Origin of the sequence: Bacillus sp. 3a (assembly GCF_017161885.1) — a bacterium.
Lineage (GTDB): Bacteria > Bacillota > Bacilli > Bacillales > Bacillaceae > Bacillus > Bacillus safensis.
Genome location: NZ_CP067376.1, coordinates 2,131,078 through 2,154,479 on the forward strand (window position 1 = coordinate 2,131,078; position 23,402 = coordinate 2,154,479).

Below are 23,402 nucleotides of genomic sequence, written 5' to 3' on the forward strand. Positions count from 1 at the left end.
GGAGTTAATTTATCGTAACGGCTTTTTGTGTTCCGTTGTAAAAATAGTATCGGTTCCCGTGCAGAAAAGTATGACTAACAATATTTACGTACCGAGGAGGAATTAGAAGTGGAAAGTAAAATAGAGGTACTTTCAACTGTTCAAATTAAGCATTCAGAAGACCTATACAAAATCGTTGATTTATTGAACAGAACGCTTAAAAGAGAAGATCTCATGTTTGGATTAGCATTAGATCAAGAAGACCAAAATCAAGCGGTATTTACGATATATCGCACATAGGGGAAGCTTGACATGAAAAAAATAGTCTGGATTATTTCATCTGTAGTGGCTCTCGTTCTGCTTATTGGCATCATCAGCTTTACGTGGATTTATCAAATTGCCATGGGACAAAGAGAACAAGGGCATGAAGCAGCGATCGAACGAGCAAAAGAACAAGCAAACATCGTACAAGTGGAGCAAGTGGAAACCTTTGTCGGGAAAGAAAAACAATTTATTGTTGAAGGGAAAAACAAACAGAATGAAACGACCTACGTTTGGGTTCCTGCCAGCAAAAAAGAAAAAGTGATCGCAAAAAAAGCAAAAGAAGGCATTACCTCGAATCAAGCAGTACAAGCCGTTCAAAAGGAGAACACGGTCTCTAAGCTAAAAGAAGTCAAATTAGCGAGAGAAGGTGACGTACTTCTTTGGGAAGTGACATACTTAAATGAAAACAATCAATATAGCTTCAGCTATGTCGACTTCTCGACAGGACACGTGGAAAAAAATTTAACACCGTAGTTTCTCCTGTCTTGCGTTGACCATGCTGATTTAGAACGGTTATAATAAAATGTATGAAAAAAGATTCACACCTGTCTAAAGGTGAGTTTCTTTCTGGCTTTGGAGGGAATTATGTTGAAAACAACGATTAATCAAGTGTTCAAACACGTCGATCAAGAAGTAACCATCGGCGCATGGATTGCCAATAAACGTTCAAGCGGAAAAATTGCATTTTTGCAGCTGCGTGACGGGACAGGCTTTATTCAAGGAGTCGTAGTAAAAGCAGAAGTGGAAGAGGAAGTCTTTAAGCTTGCGAAATCAGTCACTCAAGAAACATCTGTCTATGTGACAGGTCAAGTGACAAAAGATGAGCGTTCACCGCTAGGTTTTGAATTGCAAGTGAAATCCATTGAAGTGATTCATGAAGCGACAGATTATCCAATTACACCAAAAGAGCATGGAACAGAATTCTTAATGGATCACCGTCATTTATGGCTTCGTTCTAAAAAACAGCATGCCATTATGAAAATCCGTAACGAAATTATTCGTGCTACATATGAATACTTCCATCAAGAAGGTTTCGTGAAAGTAGATCCGCCAATTTTAACTGGAAGTGCACCTGAAGGCACAACGGAACTGTTTGCTACGAAATATTTTGATGAAGATGCATACCTTTCTCAAAGTGGCCAGCTTTACATGGAAGCTGCAGCAATGGCACTCGGAAAAGTATTCTCATTTGGCCCAACATTTAGAGCTGAAAAATCTAAAACAAAACGTCATTTAATTGAGTTTTGGATGATCGAGCCGGAGATGGCTTTTGTCGAATTCAATGAAAACCTTGAGTATCAAGAAAATTATGTGACTCATGTTGTGCAAAGTGTACTTGAAAACTGTAAAGTGGAGCTGCAAACATTAGGCCGTGATACAGCAAAATTAGAAAATATCAAAGCACCATTCCCGCGCATCACTTACGATGAAGCGATTAAATTCTTGCAGGAAAAAGGCTTTGATGATATCGAATGGGGAGATGACTTCGGAGCGCCTCACGAAACTGCGATCGCCGAAAGCTATGATAAACCAGTGTTTATCACTCATTACCCAACATCATTAAAACCGTTTTATATGCAGCCAGCACCGGATCGTGAAGATGTTGTCCTTTGTGCAGACTTGATTGCACCAGAAGGCTACGGAGAGATTATTGGCGGTTCTGAGCGTGTTCATGATTTAGAGCTTCTTGAAGCAAGATTGAAAGAACATGGGCTTGATCAGGAAACTTACAAATGGTATACAGAATTAAGACAATACGGTTCTGTACCGCATTCAGGTTTTGGTCTTGGACTTGAACGTACAGTTGCTTGGATTAGCGGAGCGCCGCATGTGCGTGAAACCATTCCTTTCCCAAGATTATTAAACCGTTTATACCCTTAAGACGTGAAAGCCTCCAACAAATGGAGGCTTTTTCAAACGTCTTTTTAGAGAGGCACGTGAAATAAAACGTGATATACTTAAAGTGAAGAGGTGTATCCGATGAATAGGCAGCAATTTATTAATATGCAGCAAATGGGGTCGACAAGTTTGCCTAATTTGCTGATTGCTCATTATGAGCAGTTAGGACTGAATGAATCACAGATGATGGTGATGCTCAAGATTAAAATGAATGAAGAACAAGGCGTTTTCTTTCAAACATTTGAAGAGCTTTCTCAAGGCATGACCATTTCAGCGGAAGAGTGCGCGTATATGGTTCAGCATCTGATTCAAAAAGGATTTATCTCGATTCAGCCATTTGAAGACAGGTCTGGTATTCAGCATGACCGTTACTCGGTAGAACCTTTATGGGGCGTTCTGTATGACTTTTTAGAAACAAAACAGGCGAAAGAAGTTCAAAAACAACAGGTGCAGGCTGAAAAATCTTTATATGCTTTATTTGAAGATGAATTCGGCAGACCGCTGTCACCCCTTGAAGGAGAAACACTTTCGATCTGGATGGATCAAGACCATCATGATGCTGAGATGATACGGCTAGCACTAAGAGAAGCCGTTTTATCAGGGAAATTAAATTTCCGTTATATTGATCGAATTTTATTTGAGTGGAAAAAGAAAGGGCTGAAAACAGCGAAAGAAGCAAAAGAACATAGCCAGCACTTCCGTTCTCAGCAGAAAACGCCACCTTCAAACGAAGAGACGTCCACTTATAAACGACAAGTTCCTTTTTATAATTGGCTGGAACAATAACCAATAAAGGAGAAGGCATGTTATCAAAAAAACAAATCAATGAGTGTTTAGATATTATAGGAGATATGTTTCCAGAGGCTGAGTGTGAGCTTGTTCATGCCAACCCATTTGAGCTTGTGATTGCTGTTGCGCTCTCTGCTCAATGTACGGACGTGCTTGTAAACAAGGTCACCAAAACGTTATTTCAAAAATATAAAACACCAGAAGACTATTTAAGTGTACCGCTTGAAGAACTCCAGCAAGATATTCGCTCGATTGGTCTTTATCGAAATAAGGCTAAAAACATTCAAAAGTTGAGCAAAATGCTGATTGAAGAATATGGCGGTGAAGTACCAAAGGACCGGGACGAGCTTGTTAAGCTTCCTGGGGTTGGCCGGAAAACAGCAAATGTCGTCGTTTCAGTCGCTTTTGGGGTACCGGCAATAGCAGTAGATACACATGTAGAACGAGTCAGCAAGCGTCTAGGCATCTGCCGCTGGAAGGATTCTGTGCTTGAAGTAGAGCAAACCTTGATGAAAAAGGTGCCAAAAGAAGATTGGTCTGTGACGCATCACCGTCTGATCTTTTTTGGGAGATATCATTGTAAGGCGCAGCGGCCGCAGTGCGAATCGTGTCCACTTCTTGATATGTGCAGAGAAGGGCAGAAGAGGCTGAAAAAAGGATTGGTGAAGCTGGCATGAGCGGGGCAGCTGTTTTCACCTCATATGTCGAAAAGCTAAAAGAAAAAAAGGTAGAGATTAAAGGTGATCGAGTAGATATACTGAGAGCCAATCCGCTCGCATATGATCTATCTTCAGAAGTTTTAACAGACGAGTTTCCGTGGCAGGAAACTGAAGAATTTGTTCCTGTGATGTTTGAGCTGTGGGACGAATTAAAAGAAAAAATGCTTCCTCGTTTCCAAACAAGAAAATCCCGCTGTGAAGAAGATGATATGCTGCAAGGAATCGTCAGTATGATTGCGATGTTTTACTGGATCAAAGGGGAGAGTGTCCAAACGTTTGAATGGGAACATATCAAGCAAGAGACATTTCCTGTTGCTCCGATTAATTGGACGGAACGTTTAGAGTTCATTTTGCTAAAACCAACTCAATATCACTGCTTTATTCAATTGGACGAGCTATACACGGAATTAAAAAAGCAGTATGGAAAATATGAAGCACTAAAAAAAATCAGACAGCAGCGTTAAAAAAAGCACTTGCCTCCTATGGCAAGTGCTTTTTCATTATTCATCTTCTTTTCGAGAAGTAGCATTTGATTGCGAATTGGAACTTTGCGAGTTGGCTTTCTCATCATCTTTCTTTTTATCTTTATTATCAGTTTGCGAGTTGCTGTTCCCATTTGTACTGTCTGAGCCATTTTCTGAAGAACCATTATTTCCGTTTTCTGTATTTCCGCCTTGGTCCTGATCCTTATCCTTATCTTGATCTTTTTTGTCATCAGGCTTTTGCTCATCAGTGCCAGGGGGCTGATTTTTGTTATCGTCAGTTTGGTCTGTCTGCTCGTCGTCAGGCTGCTGCGGTTCTTCTTCTTTATTCTCATCATCCGCTTTTTCTTCCTCATCTGCGTCATCCTTAATGGTGAGGAAGGTAGAAGCCGCTTTACTCGTGACATCATCTACAGTGGCTGTCACTTGGAATTTATAAGTGGAGCCAGGCTTCACATCAGAGATGACCGCTTCTTTAGCAGAGCTGTTTTGAATATCTTTATAGCCGCCATTATCAACTGCTTGCTTGACATTAAATGTAGCATCAGCGTCGTCAGAATAGCCCCAAGTCAGTGTGATGGATTTTTTCTCTTCATCATACACTGCTTTTAAATCAGAAGGCTTGTCGGCTTCTTTCTTCTCATATGTGTCAGATACTTTTGTTGGAACCGTTCCTTTTACAAAGTATTCTGTTGTCTTCTTGTCACTTGGTGTATTCGGTCCGGCTAATTTTGCAGGATCGGATCCTTTTTCAACCGTAGCTTCAACGACACTGTCTGGTTTTTCAAATGAGCCGCTTCCATCATCAATTTGAGAAATCAATCGCTGGAAGACGATTTTGGCCACACGCTGCTCGTAATCATTCAGCCATATTTTTCCGTCTGCATCTTTTGAATTACCGATTCCAGTCCAAACGGCTGCTGTATATTGCGGCGTATAACCGACAAACCACGAATCTTTCGCACCGCCAGAAGGGATATTGTGTTTATTAATATCGTCTTGTGTGAAGTTCGTTGTACCTGTTTTACCAGCTACTTGAACGTTCGGTACTTGTGCAAGTGTACCAGTACCAGATTGGACAGCAGTTTTCAGCATATCTGTGATCATAAATGCTGTGTAATCACTCATTGCTGCTTTTGAGTCCGGCGTAAGGTCAAGCTTTGTCCCGTCATTAAATTCAACAGATGTGACAGCGTGCGGTTCATTATAGTATCCGTTATTACCGAATGCACTAAATGCACCTGCCATTTTTAATGAAGACACACCATCTCCAAATCCACCGATGGAATAAGATTCTGGAATATCAGAAGGTAAGTCCATGCCTAAATTATTAGCAAATTGAGCGGCATTGGCTGAACCAGCTTCTTGGAATGCTTTAAGTGCAGGGATGTTACGCGATTGTGCCAAAGCACTTCTCATCGACATTTTACCTAAATGTCTTCTGTCAAAGTTGTTAATCGGTGTACCATCTGAGTACGTATACGGTGCATCATCAATTTGCTGATATGTTGACCATTTTTTGTTTTCAATGACTGGACCGTAATCTAAGATCGGTTTGATTGTGGACCCTGGCTGGCGTTTTGCATCCGTCGCATAGTTAAAGCCGCCGGCTGGTACATCACGTCCACCGCCAATGGCGCGAATTTCACCATTTTTCGTATCAAGCAGGGTGACACCCGCCTGCATCCCTTTCGTAAATCCAACTGAATCTCCATTGATGATATCATTTAGGTGATCCTGTGCATTTCGATCAAGGGATGTATAGATTTTTAATCCATCAGTTGATGCATCCACTTTGGCTTTTTTCTGTACTTCTTCCATCACTTCTTCAATGTAGGCAGAGTACTTACTAGAGTTTTGGCTCTTATATTTACTAGCTGAAACAACTGTCTTGCTGACAGGGGTTGCTTTTGCAACGTCATATTCTTTTTCTGAAATGTAGCCTTGTTTTTTCATAAGGCTTAAAACGATATTACGGCGTTTTTCCGCTGCCTCGGGGTGTTTCACTGGGTTATAGGCAGAAGGACTCTGCGGCATACCTGCAAGTGTAGCAGCTTGTGCAACGGTTAGTTTATTTAAATCTGTGACTCCGAAAAATTGTTCAGCTGCTTTCCCAACACCATAAGCATAAGGAGAGAAGAAAATTCGGTTTAAATACATTTCTAAAATTTCATCTTTAGAGTATTTTTGCTCAAGCTGAATCGAGAGCCATACTTCCTGTACTTTCCGTTTTAACGTCTTTTGATTGGTTAGGAGGGAGTTTTTCACAACCTGCTGTGTAATGGTACTTCCGCCTTCAGCCCCAAAGCCGTCTTCAACGTTTGCGACAAGGGCACCGCCGATACGGATTGGATCAATCCCATGGTGCTTATAAAAACGTGCATCTTCAGTCGCAATAAATGCGTCTTTTACCACATCGGGTATATCTTTTATCGAGACATACGTTCTTTTTTCTGCACCAACTTCTGCAAACACTTTCTTGTCTTTATCATAAAGCTTTGAAGAGTATGGTGTTTTAAGCTTACTATCATCAATAGAAGGAGCGCTTGATGCAAAAACGGCAAAAGTTGTGATTCCGGCAACTAAACAAAGTAGACCGATCACGAGTAAAGATAAAAATATTTTTTTAAATAGACCTGCTTTCTTTTTGCCTTTTTTGTTCTTTTGCTTCTTATTGTTAACTTGACTTGCTTTACGTCGCTGTTCACGACTTGTAAATTGATCAGACATCACATCTCAACCTTTCGTGTTAAACCTTTTTCGAACGTAATTGCTGATTGCTTTCATCCGAAAAATGAAGTGTCTCCACTACTTTAATATAATCAATTCTTGGCGAATATCCAAGTGTCATTATGTGGCCAGCTTCCATTAATTCGTCTTTGCTAATGGATTTACGTCCGTTTTTCTTCTGCCGCTCCCAGAAGAAAAAGAGATCTGAAGCCGGCAAATAATAAACGGAGCCAAAAGCGGATATAATAACGAAACAAATGCCGCCTTGCTTTTCAACCTGTTTCATATGCTCAATTTGATGGTCGTGGAAATTTTTGAGCGGAAACGAGGTAGTGCTTTTGGTTTCCTTTGCTTCAAAATCGATATAGCGGCCTTTGTACACCCCGTTATAGTCTGTTGTGGATGATTGTTTAAAATAGGCTTCTTTAATGACAGCAGCACTTCTTTTTGGATAATCCACATTCACAATTTGAACTGGGGTAGGCTTTTTATGAATGACTGCGATCCCGTTGACCAAATAGTATTGGTTCGTTTCATTTAAATCAGCCTCAAGCGTCATCCCGCGGTTACTATAAGAGGATTCGCCGCTGATTCTTTTTTTTGTCCCAATTTGTTGAATGGGCTGATACGATTTTCCGTTTGGATACCGAATCATCAAGTTTCAGCCTCCTTTTAATGCATTTTGTATTGGAGAGATCACCATGTTGTCCCAAGAAGAGCACATCATCACTCAGCAAATTTTGCGTGAAACGAAAGCAAAAAATAAAGACAACCTGACGAGGACAAATGCTTACAAGCGCTTTTATGACCGGCATCCAGAGATGAAATGGTCGCTGCTCGCTTCCTTTGTCTCGAGAAATGCTGGGTGGTCCATGACAGATTTAAAGGGCGAGCTCTTCCATCCAGGTTTAACGGATCAGCAGGGGCACCTTTTTTTCACAGCATATGAAAGAGCGAATTGGCTGATCTTTTCGGATGCTTACCCTCAGCTTCTTTTGTACGAATGGTCTAAGCGATGCAGTAAACCTTTGTTTCATCTGCTGCCTTATTTCTCCGTGTCTCGTTTTATGAGTACTGAGTGGGAACGTTTCTGGCTAAAGCGTGACACAGAGCGTCTGCTTTATGCACTCATCATAAATGAACAATATACTATACAATCTCCTATTATACAAAATCCTCTTCTGAAAAAGAATGTTTTTCACTCGATTCAATATCTTTTCAGCGAGTGGGGACATTTCCAAACCGTTGTTTTTCCAACGGTGGACGGCCATTTGTACGGCTTAACCATACGGAAGTTTTCCAATGTAAAGGAGCGCATTACATTAGGTAAAAAACTAGCGAAACTATTATTTCGAGCCGATTTGTTTTCGGATTTTTATCATTTTTTGCATACCGTTCCGCATACGGGGTCTCGGTTTGATTTTGAGCCGTTTTTAGGGATCGCTAGAAGGTCAACGCCTTTTCTTCGGACGGTTTATCCGGTGATGACACATTCATTAGACGATCAAAGGGAAGATTGGTTTCAAAAGAAATTGAGTCCATCTTTATTTGAGGCAGAGCCGCTGCCAAAGCAGATTGATCTGACCGACTGGTATTTCCATAAAAAAAGACAGCTTCGTTTTCTTTTCTCATTAGAGCACTATTTTTTGCATAAATAAAAAGCAGGGGGTGCCTGCTTTTTTTTACGTAGATGGACGATTAGGACCGCCGAGCTTTTTATCAAGCTGATCTGGACTGTTTTCTTTCCCTTTTGGCTTTTGCTCTTTTGGTGCTGGCTGCTTTTTCATGAAATCTACCTCCTTTTGTCCTTAGAATTTACACAATCGGACGCAATCATACAAAGAAGGACAAGCATCTGTCGAAAAGGAAGAAATAGCGCTCATCTACACTTAGATTGGCGATTTGCTTCTAGTTTTGTCATGTGTGAAGGAGGGGGGAGAAAGAAAAGAGAATGTAACGAGAGACAATAAAGGAGGAATCTGATGATGAGCGAATTTGTATCAAAAGAATCCATTTTGCAGTTGTTAGAGGAAATCGAGCGGAAAATTGATGCGGTGGAGGAAGAGCTGTCTCTTGCTGTGAAGCAGACGAAACGTGCAGCGATAGAAGAGCAAGAACAAATGATTGACCGGCTTGAATCAGAAGTAAAGGACTGTGAAGTGAAGCTTCATACAGCCGAGTATAAACTGGCAGCAAGACCGGCATATCACGCCGGATAGCTTTTCTATTTGAGCAATAGGTAAACGTTTGATAGGATGGTTCATAGAGGTGAACACTTTGGATAATCAAACATTACTTGAACATACACAAAACTTGAGAATATGGATCGAAGAAGCGTATGAGCAGTACCAAAAGGGAAAGGCTGAAGAGGAGTACCCATCGTATGATTTTTATACGGATATTCAGCCGGCCGTTGTTACATTTGATCAGAAAATGGAGGAGTGGCTCACCGCTGCGATCTCGTTTATTGAGCAGGCCAAACCTAGATATTTACACCAAGAACAGCTTGAAGCCGTCAAAGAAAATGGTAAAGAGGTTGTCCTGCAATCTTATTTTGGTAAACAGCACGCACCCCGTGTAAAAAATTTAGTTGAGTCAGTGGTTTACACTCTGAACCTTTTAATAGAAGAAATCAAAAAGCGCAGCTAAAGACATGATGCTGCGTTTTTCTTATGGCTTCTTTAGGCACATCTTCTGCTCTTGGTCATAATATATGAGTGACATCAATATGTGTTGAGAGCGAGAGGAGCGAGATAGATGTTCCCTTATTCAAACCAGCAGCCTTATGAATTCAATCAATTCACGCAAAGGCCTTTTCCGTATCCAGAGATACAGCAGCAGCCTCCGCAGCCTCCAGACTATTTCATGCCGCCGTATCAAGGTGGAGGGGGAATGAATCAGGCACCATCTACTGTTTATCAGCCGCCTTATGGATACCAAGAAAACGTGCCGCTTATGCAGCCGCCTGAAGCGATGAATCCACCCCAAATGCAGCCGCCTCCAGGCATGATGCCCATGCAGCCGCCTATGAACCCTTATCCATTGCCAAGGCCGCAAAAACAGCAGCCATCTCAATTTAAAAGTGTGCTGTCACAATTCAAAAAGACGAATGGGCAATACGATTTTAACAAAATGTTTGATACAGCTGGCCAAATGATGAGTACAATGAATCAAGTAGGCTCATTGGCGAAAGGATTTACAAGCATTTTTAAAGCATAGCTAAACCCAATAGATTGAACTATTGGGTTGTTTGCTTTGGCGCAGACACATGAAGCGATTGATCTTTCCACACACTCTTCATTTTTGTCTCATCTATTTTTGCCGGCATTAAAATCGTTTTAGTAAAACTTGAATACGAGGTAGTCGTATTCGTTTTGATTTTTTCCTGTACTGATAAGTGTAAATATTGGGCTTTTACTTCTAGCGCAATGTCTCCTTCGACAAAATGGTCTGGAAATTGAATCTCGATATACACATTCTGTTCATCCTCTGTCACATCGGTCGTAATGGATGCAAGTGAATGCGATGTGGTCATGAGTGCCTCTGCACTATTTAAAATCTCGTGAAACGGGGAGGATGCAAAAAATTGTTCAATCGCTTCATATAGCATATCTTCATTTGCCAGCATTTCATGTTTTTTTTCGCCTTCATGTTTCATCTGAATCACCTCTCATCTACAGCCTATGCAGAGGGGGCTCAGGCGGTTATCAATTGATGAGAGGAAAAAATTATGATTAAATAGTGTTGAATGAAAGCAAGGTGTATGGGCGTAAAGTTTCATACACGAAATAGATTTAGGAAGCAAAGCTTGAAGGGAGCAAATTGACATTGCTGAAAAAATTATTCGGTTTCGGAAAAAACCAAGATGATGTAAAGGAAGAAGTCATTTATTCTCCAGTTGATGGAGAGTTAATGGATATGACTGATGTACCAGATCCCGTCTTTTCTCAAAAGATGATGGGAGACGGCGTAGCAGTAAAACCAAAAAGTGGGACGATTGTGTCTCCAGTAGAGGGTGAAATCATTCAGCTCTTCCATACAAAACATGCAATTGGCATTCGAACACTCTCGGGGCTTGAGCTTCTGATTCATATCGGACTTGAAACAGTTGGGTTAAATGGTGAAGGATTTGAAGCGCACATGAAAGAAGGGGACAAGGTGAAAATCGGGGATCCTCTTATTACGTGTGATTTAGAACTGATTGAAGAGAAAGCGTCAAGTACAGTGACACCGATTGTGATTATGAACGGTGACCTTATCGAACGACTTGATAAAGAACCAAAAGGCTCTGTAGAAAAGCAGACGTCCAAGCTCTTTACAGTGAAAATGAAATAGTTCATGAAAAAAACTACCCATTGATAGGGTAGTTTTTTATTGAGGTGAGAACATTAATCCTCCATTGGAACCCAGCCTTGACTCGCTTCCATGACAGACCACAATCCTTCTGGAATAAGGTACTTGTCTTTTTGGCTGCGTTTAATGACGGTTTCAATCTCTTGTTCTCTGCCTTCTTTAATTTTCTTTGCCCAATCTGGGTCGACGATCAGCTCTCGTGCGACAGCGATGAGAGGAATTCCTTGATTGTAAGCATGGAGTGCATCTTCAGCTGTAATGACGCTCCCTACTCCAATAAGCGGAAGAGCATCGCCGCAGCGTTCTTTTAGCAGTTCCATACGTGTCTTATTAGAATCTGCGCCTCGTCTTGCTTTAGAGCTAATCTCCATTAAAGAGATATGCAAATAATCGAGGCTTTTTGTTTTGAGAACATCCACTAATGTAAACGTCTCTGTCATTGTTAAACCAGGTGTTTCTGGTTCTTCAGGAGATAACCGGTATCCAAAGATAAACGGTTTAGCCGCATGCTCTTTGATGGCCTCTTTAACTGCATCTACAACAGCAATAGGGAAAGCTAGACGTTTTTCTTCGTTTCCTCCCCATTGATCTGTACGCTGATTGCTATGGGGTGAGTAAAATTGCTGTAATAAATAACCGTTTGCCCCGTGAATTTCCACGCCGTCAAACCCTGCTTGAACCGCTCGTCTTGCCGCTTCTTTAAAGGAGTCGATAATATGCGTAATTTCCTCTTCTTTTAAAGCGCGTGCAATTTGTTTTCCATCTTTAAACACATCACTTGGCGCAACCACATCACCGTTTGGAACTAAATGAGGGAGAGCCTGAGAGCCGCCGTGATGAATTTGAATGATGGCTTTTGTTCCTTTTGCCTGGATAGCTGAAGCCAGTTTTTTCAGGCCAGGGATATCTTCATCTCTTGCGATAGAAGGCTGTCCTTCAAATGCCTTCCCATCTGGAGTCACATTCGCACATGCTGTAATCACCATGCCCATTTCACTTGATCTAGCTGTAATGAAGTCAATTTCGTCTTTTGAAATGGTGCCGTCGTCATGAGAACCGAAGTGTGTCATTGGAGCAACCACTAACCGTCCATCAATAGAGGCGCCTCCTGGAAACGTAAATGGTTCAAATAAAGGCTTAAATTCGTTTTTCAATCTGATCATCTTCTTCCTTGATAAAATCATTTCACTTTAGAAGTGTAATAGATACTGTTACAACAGTTCAAAGTATTTGCTCATAAGTCCGCATCAAAAAATTGCCGCCTAGTCATGCAAACAAATATTCGGTACACTAGAATGAGAGGTGGACGCAATATGAAAAAGAAAACAATGAACGAACTGATAGAAGAATTAAAGAAAGACGAACAGGTAGAACATTGGCATGAAATTGAAGCAAAGCCTGCACAGACCTCACCCGTTCCTGAAAGAGTGGACGACAGGCTAAAAAAGGCGCTTGAAAAACGAGGCGTGAAAGAGCTGTATATTCATCAAAAAGAAGCCTTTGAACGAGTAATGGATGGTGAGCATGTAGTAACGGTTACACCAACAGCTTCAGGTAAAACGCTTTGCTATAATCTGCCTGTTCTTCAGTCGATTGCAGAAGACCAGACAAACCGCTCTCTTTATTTATTCCCAACAAAAGCGCTCGCACAGGATCAAAAGAGTGAACTTAACGAGATCATCCACGAGATGGATGTTCCGATTCATAGTGAAACATATGACGGGGACACCTCCCCGGCTATTCGGCAGCGAGTCAGACAAGCAGGACATATTGTCATCACAAACCCAGATATGCTGCATTCAGCTATTTTGCCTCATCATACGAAATGGGTCAGTTTATTTGAGAATTTGAAGTATATTGTCATTGATGAGCTTCATACATATCGAGGCGTTTTTGGCAGTCATGTGGCTAATGTGATTCGCAGGTTAAAACGAATTTGTGCATTTTATGGAAGTGATCCAATTTTCATTTGTACTTCCGCAACGATTGCAAATCCAAAAGAGCTGGCGCAGCAGCTCACAGGGAGCAAAGTGCATCTTATTGAACGAAACGGAGCGCCTAGCGGTAAAAAGAATTTTGTGTTTTATAACCCGCCGGTGGTGAATAAACCATTAAATATTAGACAAAGCGCTGCCACTGTCGTCAACCAATTGGCTAAAACATTTTTAAAAGAAAAAATTCAAACGATCGTTTTTGCTAGAAGCAGAGTACGAGTAGAAGTGATTTTAAGTCATATTCAAGAGCTTGTGAAAAAAGAAATCGGTCCAAAATCGATTCGCGGGTATCGCGGAGGCTATTTGCCAAAAGAGCGGCGCGTGATTGAAAAGGGGTTAAGAGAAGGAGACATTCTAGGTGTCGTGAGCACGAACGCACTAGAATTAGGGGTAGATATAGGTCAGCTAAAGGTATGCATTATGACGGGGTATCCTGGCAGTGTAGCAAGTACATGGCAGCAGGCAGGACGTGCTGGAAGGCGTCATGAGGAGGCGCTCATTATCATGGTGGCAAGTTCCTCACCCCTTGATCAATATATTGTCAGACACCCTGAATATTTCTTTAATAGACCGCCTGAAGCAGCCAGAATCAATCCTGAAAATCTCATTATTTTAGTGGATCACCTAAAATGTGCTTCCTACGAGCTGCCATTTCGGACGGATGAACAGTTTGGCGGCATGGAAGTAGAAGACATTTTGCAATACTTGCATGAGGAAGGGGTTCTTCATTTTACCGGGAACCGGTATTATTGGTCAGATCAATCGTTCCCAGCGCATGGCATTAGCCTGCGGTCTGCAAGCCAAGAAAATGTGGTAATTGTGGATCAATCCGACGTAGCGAATGTTCGGATTATTGGAGAGATGGATCGATTCAGTGCAATGACACTGCTTCATGATGAGGCGATTTATTTACATGAAGGGGTTCAGTATCAAGTAGAAAAGCTAGATTACGAGCATTTGAAGGCTTATGTGAAACAAGTAGATGTAGAATACTATACAGATGCGAATTTAGCTGTTCAGCTCAAGGTACTGGAAATCGATCAGACAACAGAGAAAGAAGCAGTATCTGTTCACTACGGTGATGTGACTGTCAACGCAATGCCTACGATATTTAAAAAAATCCGTCTGAGTACTGGTGAAAATATCGGGTCTGGACCGATTCACTTACCGGAAGAAGAAATTCATACGAGTGCGGCTTGGTTTGAATTACACGAGGCAGAGCGGAGATTTGAAGAGAAAACACTTGAACAGCTGCTGCTTGGCATCGCAAATGTTCTTCAGCACATTGTACCTGCTTTTGTGATGTGTGACCGCTCAGATATTCATGTTGTTTCACAAATTAAAGCGGCACATACCGGTAAACCGACAGTCTTTTTATATGACCACTACCCTGGCGGAATCGGCTTAAGCAAAGAAGTCCAAGCTCGTTTCGATGAAATAGCAGGTGCAGCCATTCAGCTGATAGAGCGGTGCCGCTGTGAGAACGGCTGTCCATCCTGCATTGGCATGGAAATGAAAGAGGTGAGCGGAAAAAGCAGCATTGTAGAATTGATGTCTGTATTTTAAGGGGAAGGAGGAAGATACATACTCATGTCTTTAAAAGGGAAATTAAATCGAATGAAGAAGCACCTATCGCACAACCAGGCAAACGAAAAACGGCCAAAACCAGTGGAAGGGCAACCTCTGCCTGTGACGGCCGAAAACATTCCATTTTTAAAGGAATGGGAGCAATTGGGTGCAGCTCCTTATCACTTTGAGGATTCTTTTTGTCTCATTCGAGAAGTCACCTATTCATTAGATGATAAGCATGGACTCTACTCGTTTGCGGAACTGCCAAAGATCATCGAGGCATGGAACAAAAGCAGCATCCAGCATTCTCTATCGGCTAAAGGTTACAAGCCGCATGAACTGTTTTTCTTTGATACAGAAACAACTGGATTATCTGGTGGAACGGGAAATATGATCTTCTTGCTAGGACATGCGCGGGTCTTTGCTGACAAAGTAGTGGTGAAACAGCACCTGCTCACAAATCCGGGAAATGAAGCGGCTCTTTATAAAAGCTTTCTCGATGAAGTGAACGTAGAATCGCTCGTTACATATAATGGAAAATCATTCGATTGGCCGCAAGTGAAAACGAGACATACTTTGCTGCGAGATCAAATCCCTGCGCTTCCAGAGTTTGGCCACTTTGATCTTCTGCATGGGTCAAGACGGTTGTGGAAGCATAAATATGAACGAATGGCGCTATCTGTGGTTGAAAAAGAAGAGCTGCACGTTCACCGGGAAGGAGACACACCGGGTTTTTTGGCACCGATGATCTATTTTCATTTTTTAAAGGAACAAAATCCGAAGCTCATTGAAGGGATTTTGACTCATAATGAATTAGACGTCCTTTCGTTAATTAGCCTCTACATTCATCTATCCAAAAAAATTCTATCTATGGATGCGGTAAAGGAGCACGATGAGAAATACGCACTGGCTAGGTGGCATCTCGCGCATCGTGATGTACAGGAAGCTACAAAGCATTTGCGGGAATTAACAGGTGCTGATTTTGAACATGCCAATCAGGCGGCTTTTGATCTCTCCTTACAATATAAACGTCTAAACGAGTGGGATGAAGCAGTTCGAATTTGGGAAACATTATTTGAATCAAGTGATGTCCATTTAGCATTAAAAGCGGGTATAGAGCTTGCGAAGTGTAAAGAGCATCGCCAAAAAGATGCAAGGTCAGCTCTTTCCATCACGGAATCTTTATTATCTTTCTCATCGTTAAGCGAGCGAGACACAAAAGAGCTTGAGAAGCGAAAAAAACGGCTATTGAGAAAAGTTGGGCAATGAAATATTATTACCCGGGAAAGCGCAAAAAATGACAACGTTCGGCTCTCGGCCGAAAATAAAAATTGTTTAGCACTTTTATTGTAGAAAGTCCGCGAATCCTGTAAAATAACGTTAGATATTGAATGAGGAGCGTATAGCATGTATAAGGGTCTTTTCTACTTGTTTTTTCTTGTGGTCATTTTGGTCGCTTTTGTGTTTTCAAACTATAAAGATATTTTTCTTGCCAACTTTTAAAATAGGTTAATGCATTAGTACATGTACACCTCTTAATTCATACATTGTTAATGTAAGAAAATAAAGGAGAGGGGAATGCTACATGTACCATCATCACCATCATTGCCATCCGAATGTTACACAGCCAATTGTTCATCCGACGAATCATTGCTGTACACACAGCGAGTCAACAACAATTGTGCCGCATATCCACCCGCAGCATGTGACAAATGTTCACCACCATAATTTCAAACATGTTCACTACTTCCCGCATACGTTTTCTCAGGTGGACCCGACAACACATCAACACTTTAACTGCGGTGGACCTTGCTGTAACAGATAAAGTGAATGGGACTTTTATAAGTCCCATTTTTTAAAAGCAGGTGAAAAAATGAAAATTATTGCTGTCACAGGGTACAAGCCGTTTGAGCTTGGGATATTCAAACAAGACGAGCCTGCACTTCAATACATAAAAGCGGAGCTTCAAAAAAGGCTGACAGCCCTTATCGAAGAAGGTCTGGAATGGGTTCTCATCTCAGGCCAGCTTGGGGCAGAAATTTGGACAGCCGAAGTGGTGTTTGAGCTTCAGGAGGAATATCCAGCGTTAAAACTTGCAGTCATAACGCCATTTTATGAACAGGAAGAGCGCTGGAATGAACAAAACAAAGAGTTGTATGAAGGAATTCTTGCACAGGCCGATTTTGTAGAAAGTGTCACGCATAGACCGTACGAAAGTCCGGCACAATTTAAACAAAAGAACCGCTTTTTTATTGAAAAAACAGATGGTCTTCTCGTCTTATATGATCCCGAGCATGAGGGATCGCCGAAGTATATGATCAGGGAGGCGGAAGCCTATACCGATTACCCGATTATGTACATCACGATGGATGATCTAAGAGCACAGGTTGAGGCGGAAGATCCGTTTTTTGATTAAAAGCAAGAGAAAATTTGACAACGTCACGTATTTCTGAAAAAATATACTATGAATTCACGATATGAGGTGAAAAAGATGCTTGCTGATAAAGTAAAGCTTTCTGCGAAAGAAATTTTAGAAAAAGAATTTAAAACAGGTGTCAGAGGGTACAAACAAGAAGAAGTCGATAAATTTTTAGATATGGTCATTAAAGACTATGAGACATTCAACCAAGAAATCGAAAAACTTCAACAAGAAAACCTTCACTTGTCAAAACAGCTTGAAGAAGCTGTTGAACAAGGGAAAAGACAGCCTGCACAGTCTAATACAACAAACTTTGATATTTTAAAAAGACTATCGAACCTTGAGAAACACGTATTCGGCAGCAAACTTTATGATTGAGTGTTGCTGAAAAAGCTTGTGTCAGATGTCATTGTCGTTTATAATAACGCTTATTGATTAACGTTCGGGTAATCGCTGTAATGCTATTTAAAGCATTGCAGAGGAAAGTCCATGCTCGCACGGTGCTGAGATGCCCGTAGTGTTCGTGCCTGGCGAAAAAATAAGCCAGGGCAGCCTGGGAAAGGCTGACGGCAGGAAAAATGCCTACGTCCTTTTTAGGATATGGCAAAGTATCCTTGAAAGTGCCACAGTGACGAAGTCTCACTAGAAATGGTGAGAGTGGAACGCGGTAAACCCCTCGAGCGAGAAACCCAAACTTGGTAGGGGAACTTTCTCAAAGGAACCAAACGGAGAGAAGGACAGAGAATTCTGTAGATAGATGATTACCACCTGAGTACGAGGCATTTGCCGTTTGCAGTACGATGGAACAAAACATGGCTTACAGAACGTTATATCCGTTATAATAAACATGATGAAACAAAGCTCTCCTATTTCAACATATGGAGAGCTTTTATCTTGAATACATAAAAGGACGAGAAAACAGGTGATAAATCAATGAAAACCTATACACTCATCGCAACAGCTCCAATGGGAATTGAAGCAATTGTTGCAAAAGAAGTAAGAGACCTTGGCTATGAGTGCACAGTCGACAACGGAAAAGTGATTTTCAAGGGGGATGCTCTTGCGATTTGCCGTGCAAACCTTTGGCTGCGTACAGCAGACCGGATCAAGGTACAAGTTGCTGAATTTTCGGCTAAAACATTTGATGAGCTTTTTGAACGGACGAAAGCGATTGACTGGGCCGCTTTTTTACCAAAAAACAGTACGTTTCCTGTCATCGGGAAATCTGTTAAATCTCAGCTTGCCAGTGTGCCGGACTGCCAGCGCATCGTCAAAAAAGCCATTGCGCAAAAGCTTAAATCCTCCTACAACATTCAGTCTGAATGGCTTGAAGAGACGGGACCTGAATATAAAATCGAGATCGCTCTTTTAAAAGATAAAGCGGTTCTTACGCTTGATACATCTGGTGTAGGTCTTCATAAACGCGGATACCGCATGGATCAAGGCGGAGCACCTATTAAAGAAACGCTTGCTGCTGCGCTCGTCTTATTAACGAACTGGACACCTGACCGTCCGTTTGTTGATCCTTTCTGCGGATCAGGAACAATCGCCATTGAAGCAGCGATGATAGGACAAAACATTGCCCCGGGATTTAACCGGGATTTTGCGTCTGAATCATGGGAATGGATCGGTGAAGACGTATGGAACAAAGCACGTGTGGAAGTAGAAGAAAAAGCAAACTATGATCAGCCGCTCCGCATTATTGCAAGTGACATCGACCATCGTATGGTAGATATCGCAAAAATGAATGCAGAAGAAGCAGGACTGAGTGAACTGATTGAGTTTAAACAAATGCAAGTAAAAGACTTTCAAACAAGAGAAGAGTACGGTGTGATTGTCGGAAATCCTCCTTACGGTGAACGACTGAGTGATAAACCAGCAGTTGAAAAAATGTATCAAGGAATGGGTGAAGCGTTTAAGAACCTAGATACATGGTCCATTTACATCTTAACGTCACACGAAAAATTCGAAGAGTGCTTCGGAAGAAAAGCGACGAAAAAGAGAAAACTGTTTAACGGATTTATTAAAACAGACTATTATCAATATTGGGGAAAACGCCCGCCTAGAAAGCAACCAACCGAATCGTAAGAAATGGCCGCACCGAAAGAAGGTGCGGCTTTTTTATGCTGAAAAGGTATAACTCTCGGCGAGACGGAATAAACTGAACTTGATTTTAAAAAAAGAGGTGTCTTCATGATTCATTATGATCAAATTCAGTTAATCCAAAAAGCACTCGCTTCGACTGCTCAAGAAATTGAAGGGCATGAAGGTGGACAATCTGCTCAGCTTACGGCAGCCATCGAAGATTTAGCGCTGGCTCAGGCATACATAGAACGTTCTGAGCATGCATTTTTAATGAAGGAAAGCTATCAGCATCGCCTGCGCTCATAAAAAAAGATTGTTTTTCCCCAGCGTAAATGGTACTATTGAATGTCTGAATGATTCAAAAGTTGGGGGTTGAAGCAGGTGACAGCATCTCGTTTGCCTTTTTCATTATCAAAAGAACACAATTTTTACGAAGAACTGGGCAACTGGATTGGTGATGTGTTTTATGACATTTTGCCAGAAAAGGGCTTTGATCTTCGAGATGAACAAATATTTATGGCTTTTCAACTAGAAAGAGCCTTTAAAGAAAAAAGTGTGATGTTTGCCGAAGCTGGGGTAGGCACAGGCAAAACCATCGTCTATCTATTATTTGCCGTCACATATGCAAGGTATACAGGGAAGCCTGCGATTATTGCATGTGCAGACGAAACGTTAATTGAACAGCTCGTTAAACAAGAAGGTGATATCTATAAAATTGCCAATCACCTTGATATTCAAATAGATGCGAGGTTAAGTAAATCGCATGATCAATATTTATGCTTAAAAAAGCTGGAGAAAACGATGCAGCGTGAAGATGATGAAAAGTGGCTCGATATTTATGAATCACTGCCTTCATTTGTTCATGAATCACATGGCATGCAAACCTTTTATCCGTATGGCGATCGAAAAGAGTATCCAGAGTTATCAAATGATGAATGGTCACGAATTGGCTATGACTCGTTTCAGGACTGCCTGACGTGCGATATGCGTCATCGCTGCGGTCTGAATTTATCAAGAGATCATTACCGGAAAGCGACAGATCTCATCATCTGTTCACATGATTTTTACATGGAGCATGTGTGGACGAAGGAATCCCGGAAACGTGAGGGTCAGCTTCCGCTGCTTCCTGAGCATAGCTCCGTCGTATTTGATGAGGGACATCTTCTCGAGTTTGCCGCACAAAAAGCGTTAACGTACCGAGTGAAGCAATCAACGCTCGAAACATTTTTGGAACGTCTTTTGCAAAACGACATACGCGAAGAATTTGCAGAGCTTGTTGAAGATGCACTTGCAACAAACGATGAGTTCTTTTATCTCTTAAAAACGCATGCAAAAGAAGTCAAAGGCTCGCACCGGCTTGAAATTGGGCGTGTCGATGAGGTGAAGCGTTCTGCAAGTGAATTGTGTGACTTGCTTGAAAAAATCGGAGAAGCGCTCGTGTTTGAATCTGAGATGTATACGATCGATCAATACGAATTATCTGTTGTGGAAGAATACATTGAACAAATGGCGTATTCTTTATCGCTTTATCAAAAAAATGCCATTAGCTGGCTGGAAAAACAGGAATTAGATACAACATTTGTTGTGATGCCGAAGACGGTCGCAGAGGTACTTGGCGAAAAAGTATTCTCGCAAAAAAGACCATATATTTTCTCTTCCGCTACATTGTCTGAGAATCAATCCTTTGATTATTTAGCTGAAAGTCTTGGGATTAAAGATTACTTATCAATGAGTGTCGCTTCGCCGTATGATTACGATGAACAAATGAAGATTTATTTCCATGGAATTCAGCAGCTCGCTGAGCAAGAGGCAAAAGCACAGCAAGTGATGACTCAGCTGAAAGAAAATGGAGGACGATCTCTGATTCTCTTCCCTTCATTTGATGAACTTCATTTCTTTAGAAAACAACTTGAAGCAGCAAATGAATCACTTCCGTTTGACGTATATTTTGAGGGAGACGAGGAAATCAGCACGATAGTTCAAAAGTTCCAAGCTGATGAGACATCCGTGTTATGCTCAGTTCATTTGTGGGAAGGGCTTGATATTCCAGGTGAATCATTAACGAATGTGATCATCTGGGGACTTCCTTATCCGCCGTATGATCCAGTATTTGAAGCGAAACGGAATGAAGCAAAAGATGCACATGCTGAAGTTGACCTTCCGTATATGCTGCTTCGCTTACGCCAAGGGATCGGAAGACTGATCCGGACAAGCCAAGACGCAGGAAGCATTCATATTTACTTTGATCGTAAGGAAGATACTAAGCTTCAAAGTAAAATTGAATCCGTCCTGCCAGTGAAGCCCATCATCACATCTTAAATAGGTGAAAACTTGCAAATGAGGAGGATACCACGGTGTATCCTCCTTTTTCATTGACAAAAGAACATTCATTGAAGTAGCCTTGAAACGTACATACATATTTTATTGATTGGGGGAACAAACGCATGAGTCTTGAAACAACTGAGAAAGCGTTTTATCAATTACTAGGGAAAATCGCTCATTATACAGAGGCGCTCCATTTACTTTATTGGGACTCTAGAACACAAGCACCTAAAAAAAGTGCGGATTTTAGAGCTGAAACGATCGGTCAATTATCAAGTGATATTTTTAATATGAAGACTTCTGATGAAATGAGAGATCTTCTTCTCGCATTAAACAAACATCGAGATGAGCTGTCAAAAGATACACAGAAGGCGCTCGAATTATCACAAAAAGAGTATGATGAAAACAGTAAAATTCCGAAAGAAGAATTTAAAGAATACTCGATTTTGCAATCAAAAGCGGAGCATGTATGGGTAGAAGCAAGGGAGAAATCAGACTTTTCACTCTTTGCACCATACTTAAAACAGCTTATTGACTTTAACAAGCGTTTTATCCAATATTGGGGCGTGAAAAAAACGCCTTATGATGTGCTGCTCAATAACTATGAGCCAGATATGACGGTTGAACAGCTTGATCAAAAATTTGGTGCACTTCGTGACGCTATTGTTCCTCTTGTGAAAAAAATCGAAGCCTCACCTAATAAGCCGGATACTTCATTTTTATCGAAAAGCTTCCCAATCGATAAACAAAAGGAATTGAGTCTCTTTTTCTTAAAAGAATTAGGATATGATTTTGACGCAGGCCGCCTTGATACAACAGTCCATCCATTTGCTGTAACGTTAAGCAGAGGTGACGTACGTGTGACGACTCGTTATGATGAGCATGATTTTCGAATGGCGATCTTTGGCACGATTCATGAATGTGGTCATGCGATTTATGAGCAAAACATTGATGAAGCACTGAGCGGAACACTTTTATGTGATGGGACTTCGATGGGTATCCATGAATCACAGTCTCTTTTCTTTGAGAACTTTATCGGCAGACACGAAGATTTCTGGAAAACGTATTATCAAAAGCTGCAAGAAGCTTCACCTGAGCAATTTAAAGATGTTTCTTTAGAAAACTTTGTGCATGCAGTGAATGAATCGAAGCCGACTTACATTCGAATTGAAGCCGATGAACTGACATATCCGCTTCACATTATCATCCGCTATGAAATTGAGAAAGCGATTTTCAATGAAGAAGTAGCAGTTGAAGATCTGCCTGCACTTTGGAATGAAAAATATCAAGCGTATCTTGGTATTACGCCTCCTAATGATGCACTCGGTATCTTGCAGGATGTTCACTGGTCTGATGGAAGCTTTGGCTATTTCCCTTCATATGCCCTTGGTTATATGTATGCAGCGCAATTAAAGCAGCAAATGATCAAAGATTTACCAAATTTTGATGAGCTCATTCAAACTGGGTCTTTTGCACCGATAAAAGAATGGCTGACGGAACATGTTCACCAGCATGGTAAACGGAAAAAGCCATCTGAAATCATTCAAGATGCAACAGGCGAAGAATTAAATGTTCAATATTTAATCGACTACTTAACGGATAAATATACGAAACTGTATTTATCATAAAAGAAGGGCACCCTTTCATGAGAGGGGTGCTTTTTTGATGCTTGAATATTCTAAAAACGAACATTTTGTTCTGATCTATTATTTAAGTTCGGTATTTTTCTAGAAAAGTG

25 protein-coding genes and 1 other RNA gene are annotated in these 23,402 nt (G+C 41.2%); 21 read left to right on the forward strand and 5 right to left on the reverse strand.

From position 1 onward, the window contains the following. The first annotated feature begins 108 nt into the window (after positions 1-108). The 6 genes from JJ692_RS10885 to JJ692_RS10910 all read left to right on the forward strand — a co-directional run bounded on the left by JJ692_RS10885 (position 109) and on the right by JJ692_RS10910 (position 4,174). On the forward strand, positions 109-279 hold the full coding sequence (locus JJ692_RS10885) for a YpmA family protein (RefSeq protein ID WP_065214698.1): 171 nt from the start codon (positions 109-111) through the stop codon (positions 277-279). Positions 280-291: 12 nt separating this feature from the next. Continuing rightward, positions 292-777, forward strand: a complete 486-nt coding sequence (gene tseB, locus JJ692_RS10890; RefSeq protein ID WP_024422779.1) for a cell wall elongation/penicillin-binding protein regulator TseB — start codon at positions 292-294, stop codon at positions 775-777. A gap of 114 nt (positions 778-891) precedes the next feature. Beyond that, positions 892-2,184 carry an asparagine--tRNA ligase gene (gene asnS, locus JJ692_RS10895; RefSeq protein WP_024422778.1) on the forward strand — a complete coding sequence of 431 codons (1,293 nt, stop codon included), beginning with the start codon at positions 892-894 and terminating at the stop codon, positions 2,182-2,184. Between the two features lie 99 nt (positions 2,185-2,283). Continuing rightward, positions 2,284-2,988, forward strand: a complete 705-nt coding sequence (locus tag JJ692_RS10900) for a DnaD domain-containing protein (protein WP_024422777.1) — start codon at positions 2,284-2,286, stop codon at positions 2,986-2,988. A 17-nt stretch (positions 2,989-3,005) separates the two neighbouring features. Continuing rightward, positions 3,006-3,668, forward strand: coding sequence for an endonuclease III (gene nth, locus JJ692_RS10905; protein WP_024422776.1), 663 nt, complete (start codon positions 3,006-3,008; stop codon positions 3,666-3,668). Continuing rightward, on the forward strand, positions 3,665-4,174 hold the full coding sequence (locus tag JJ692_RS10910; RefSeq protein WP_024428110.1) for a YpoC family protein: 510 nt from the start codon (positions 3,665-3,667) through the stop codon (positions 4,172-4,174). The genes nth and JJ692_RS10910 overlap by 4 nt, the downstream gene beginning before the upstream one ends. Before the next feature lie 36 nt (positions 4,175-4,210). On the opposite strand, the gene JJ692_RS10915 is transcribed toward JJ692_RS10910, so the two are convergent. Together JJ692_RS10915 and recU are read right to left on the reverse strand one after the other, a co-directional pair. Beyond that, positions 4,211-6,922: a PBP1A family penicillin-binding protein gene (locus JJ692_RS10915; RefSeq protein WP_206533735.1), complete on the reverse strand. Its 2,712-nt coding sequence runs from the start codon at positions 6,920-6,922 to the stop codon at positions 4,211-4,213. 19 nt (positions 6,923-6,941) lie between these two features. After that, on the reverse strand, positions 6,942-7,577 hold the full coding sequence (recU, locus tag JJ692_RS10920) for a Holliday junction resolvase RecU (protein ID WP_044333249.1): 636 nt from the start codon (positions 7,575-7,577) through the stop codon (positions 6,942-6,944). A gap of 46 nt (positions 7,578-7,623) precedes the next feature. On the opposite strand from recU, the gene JJ692_RS10925 reads away from it, so the two are divergent. Then, on the forward strand, positions 7,624-8,580 hold the full coding sequence (locus tag JJ692_RS10925; RefSeq protein ID WP_206533736.1) for a DUF2515 domain-containing protein: 957 nt from the start codon (positions 7,624-7,626) through the stop codon (positions 8,578-8,580). A gap of 24 nt (positions 8,581-8,604) precedes the next feature. On the opposite strand, the gene sspM is transcribed toward JJ692_RS10925, so the two are convergent. After that, positions 8,605-8,709 (reverse strand): acid-soluble spore protein SspM, encoded by a 105-nt coding sequence (gene sspM, locus JJ692_RS10930; RefSeq protein WP_024422772.1) that lies wholly within the window; start codon positions 8,707-8,709, stop codon positions 8,605-8,607. Positions 8,710-8,907: 198 nt separating this feature from the next. On the opposite strand from sspM, the gene JJ692_RS10935 reads away from it, so the two are divergent. The 3 genes from JJ692_RS10935 (at position 8,908) to JJ692_RS10945 (ending at position 10,141) form a co-directional block, all read left to right on the forward strand. After that, positions 8,908-9,141 carry a DUF5446 family protein gene (locus tag JJ692_RS10935; RefSeq protein ID WP_241257932.1) on the forward strand — a complete coding sequence of 78 codons (234 nt, stop codon included), beginning with the start codon at positions 8,908-8,910 and terminating at the stop codon, positions 9,139-9,141. A gap of 49 nt (positions 9,142-9,190) precedes the next feature. Next, on the forward strand, positions 9,191-9,571 hold the full coding sequence (locus tag JJ692_RS10940) for a YppE family protein (RefSeq protein ID WP_224426683.1): 381 nt from the start codon (positions 9,191-9,193) through the stop codon (positions 9,569-9,571). 108 nt (positions 9,572-9,679) lie between these two features. Then, on the forward strand, positions 9,680-10,141 hold the full coding sequence (locus JJ692_RS10945) for a YppG family protein (protein WP_241257934.1): 462 nt from the start codon (positions 9,680-9,682) through the stop codon (positions 10,139-10,141). A gap of 19 nt (positions 10,142-10,160) precedes the next feature. Here JJ692_RS10945 and JJ692_RS10950 read toward each other — a convergent pair whose 3' ends face one another. Next, a complete protein-coding gene (locus JJ692_RS10950; protein WP_024422768.1) occupies positions 10,161-10,580 on the reverse strand; it encodes an Hsp20/alpha crystallin family protein in 420 nt (139 codons plus the stop codon). A gap of 170 nt (positions 10,581-10,750) precedes the next feature. Here JJ692_RS10950 and JJ692_RS10955 point away from each other — a divergent pair, with 170 nt between their 5' ends. Then, a complete protein-coding gene (locus JJ692_RS10955) occupies positions 10,751-11,257 on the forward strand; it encodes a PTS sugar transporter subunit IIA (RefSeq protein WP_024422767.1) in 507 nt (168 codons plus the stop codon). Between the two features lie 53 nt (positions 11,258-11,310). On the opposite strand, the gene JJ692_RS10960 is transcribed toward JJ692_RS10955, so the two are convergent. Beyond that, on the reverse strand, positions 11,311-12,429 hold the full coding sequence (locus JJ692_RS10960) for an NADH-dependent flavin oxidoreductase (protein ID WP_241257936.1): 1,119 nt from the start codon (positions 12,427-12,429) through the stop codon (positions 11,311-11,313). Between the two features lie 159 nt (positions 12,430-12,588). Between JJ692_RS10960 and JJ692_RS10965 the strand changes: the two genes are divergently transcribed. The 10 genes from JJ692_RS10965 to JJ692_RS11010 all read left to right on the forward strand — a co-directional run bounded on the left by JJ692_RS10965 (position 12,589) and on the right by JJ692_RS11010 (position 23,292). Beyond that, positions 12,589-14,835, forward strand: coding sequence for a DEAD/DEAH box helicase (locus JJ692_RS10965; protein WP_206533739.1), 2,247 nt, complete (start codon positions 12,589-12,591; stop codon positions 14,833-14,835). 24 nt (positions 14,836-14,859) lie between these two features. Continuing rightward, positions 14,860-16,107, forward strand: a complete 1,248-nt coding sequence (locus JJ692_RS10970; protein WP_206533740.1) for a ribonuclease H-like domain-containing protein — start codon at positions 14,860-14,862, stop codon at positions 16,105-16,107. A gap of 316 nt (positions 16,108-16,423) precedes the next feature. Then, a complete protein-coding gene (locus tag JJ692_RS10975; protein WP_073206049.1) occupies positions 16,424-16,663 on the forward strand; it encodes a CotD family spore coat protein in 240 nt (79 codons plus the stop codon). 48 nt (positions 16,664-16,711) lie between these two features. Next, a complete protein-coding gene (locus JJ692_RS10980; protein ID WP_029706022.1) occupies positions 16,712-17,254 on the forward strand; it encodes an SLOG family protein in 543 nt (180 codons plus the stop codon). A gap of 75 nt (positions 17,255-17,329) precedes the next feature. Further along, complete coding sequence (gpsB, locus tag JJ692_RS10985) at positions 17,330-17,635, forward strand: cell division regulator GpsB (protein WP_012010336.1); 306 nt, start codon at positions 17,330-17,332, stop codon at positions 17,633-17,635. Between the two features lie 60 nt (positions 17,636-17,695). Continuing rightward, an RNA gene (gene rnpB, locus JJ692_RS10990) (RNase P RNA component class B) lies at positions 17,696-18,082 on the forward strand. A gap of 108 nt (positions 18,083-18,190) precedes the next feature. After that, on the forward strand, positions 18,191-19,345 hold the full coding sequence (locus JJ692_RS10995; protein WP_133744136.1) for a THUMP domain-containing class I SAM-dependent RNA methyltransferase: 1,155 nt from the start codon (positions 18,191-18,193) through the stop codon (positions 19,343-19,345). Between the two features lie 105 nt (positions 19,346-19,450). Beyond that, positions 19,451-19,648 (forward strand): hypothetical protein, encoded by a 198-nt coding sequence (locus JJ692_RS11000; RefSeq protein WP_024422762.1) that lies wholly within the window; start codon positions 19,451-19,453, stop codon positions 19,646-19,648. A 75-nt stretch (positions 19,649-19,723) separates the two neighbouring features. Beyond that, positions 19,724-21,661, forward strand: coding sequence for an ATP-dependent DNA helicase (locus tag JJ692_RS11005; RefSeq protein WP_163115418.1), 1,938 nt, complete (start codon positions 19,724-19,726; stop codon positions 21,659-21,661). A 125-nt stretch (positions 21,662-21,786) separates the two neighbouring features. Continuing rightward, a complete protein-coding gene (locus JJ692_RS11010) occupies positions 21,787-23,292 on the forward strand; it encodes a carboxypeptidase M32 (protein WP_206533741.1) in 1,506 nt (501 codons plus the stop codon). Positions 23,293-23,402 lie beyond the last annotated feature (110 nt).

What these genes read in the sequence shown, in the direction of transcription:
- tseB (WP_024422779.1), top strand. Translation starts at nt 292, where the DNA reads ATGAAAAAAATAGTCTGGATTATTTCATCTGTAGTGGCTCTCGTTCTG.
- JJ692_RS10900 (WP_024422777.1), top strand. Translation starts at nt 2,284, where the DNA reads ATGAATAGGCAGCAATTTATTAATATGCAGCAAATGGGGTCGACAAGT.
- nth (WP_024422776.1), top strand. Translation starts at nt 3,006, where the DNA reads ATGTTATCAAAAAAACAAATCAATGAGTGTTTAGATATTATAGGAGAT.
- JJ692_RS10910 (WP_024428110.1), top strand. Translation starts at nt 3,665, where the DNA reads ATGAGCGGGGCAGCTGTTTTCACCTCATATGTCGAAAAGCTAAAAGAA.
- JJ692_RS10915 (WP_206533735.1), bottom strand. Translation starts at nt 6,922, where the DNA reads ATGTCTGATCAATTTACAAGTCGTGAACAGCGACGTAAAGCAAGTCAA.
- recU (WP_044333249.1), bottom strand. Translation starts at nt 7,577, where the DNA reads ATGATTCGGTATCCAAACGGAAAATCGTATCAGCCCATTCAACAAATT.
- JJ692_RS10925 (WP_206533736.1), top strand. Translation starts at nt 7,624, where the DNA reads ATGTTGTCCCAAGAAGAGCACATCATCACTCAGCAAATTTTGCGTGAA.
- sspM (WP_024422772.1), bottom strand. Translation starts at nt 8,709, where the DNA reads ATGAAAAAGCAGCCAGCACCAAAAGAGCAAAAGCCAAAAGGGAAAGAA.
- JJ692_RS10935 (WP_241257932.1), top strand. Translation starts at nt 8,908, where the DNA reads ATGAGCGAATTTGTATCAAAAGAATCCATTTTGCAGTTGTTAGAGGAA.
- JJ692_RS10945 (WP_241257934.1), top strand. Translation starts at nt 9,680, where the DNA reads ATGTTCCCTTATTCAAACCAGCAGCCTTATGAATTCAATCAATTCACG.
- JJ692_RS10950 (WP_024422768.1), bottom strand. Translation starts at nt 10,580, where the DNA reads ATGAAACATGAAGGCGAAAAAAAACATGAAATGCTGGCAAATGAAGAT.
- JJ692_RS10965 (WP_206533739.1), top strand. Translation starts at nt 12,589, where the DNA reads ATGAAAAAGAAAACAATGAACGAACTGATAGAAGAATTAAAGAAAGAC.
- JJ692_RS10970 (WP_206533740.1), top strand. Translation starts at nt 14,860, where the DNA reads ATGTCTTTAAAAGGGAAATTAAATCGAATGAAGAAGCACCTATCGCAC.
- JJ692_RS10975 (WP_073206049.1), top strand. Translation starts at nt 16,424, where the DNA reads ATGTACCATCATCACCATCATTGCCATCCGAATGTTACACAGCCAATT.
- JJ692_RS10980 (WP_029706022.1), top strand. Translation starts at nt 16,712, where the DNA reads ATGAAAATTATTGCTGTCACAGGGTACAAGCCGTTTGAGCTTGGGATA.
- gpsB (WP_012010336.1), top strand. Translation starts at nt 17,330, where the DNA reads ATGCTTGCTGATAAAGTAAAGCTTTCTGCGAAAGAAATTTTAGAAAAA.
- JJ692_RS10995 (WP_133744136.1), top strand. Translation starts at nt 18,191, where the DNA reads ATGAAAACCTATACACTCATCGCAACAGCTCCAATGGGAATTGAAGCA.
- JJ692_RS11000 (WP_024422762.1), top strand. Translation starts at nt 19,451, where the DNA reads ATGATTCATTATGATCAAATTCAGTTAATCCAAAAAGCACTCGCTTCG.
- JJ692_RS11010 (WP_206533741.1), top strand. Translation starts at nt 21,787, where the DNA reads ATGAGTCTTGAAACAACTGAGAAAGCGTTTTATCAATTACTAGGGAAA.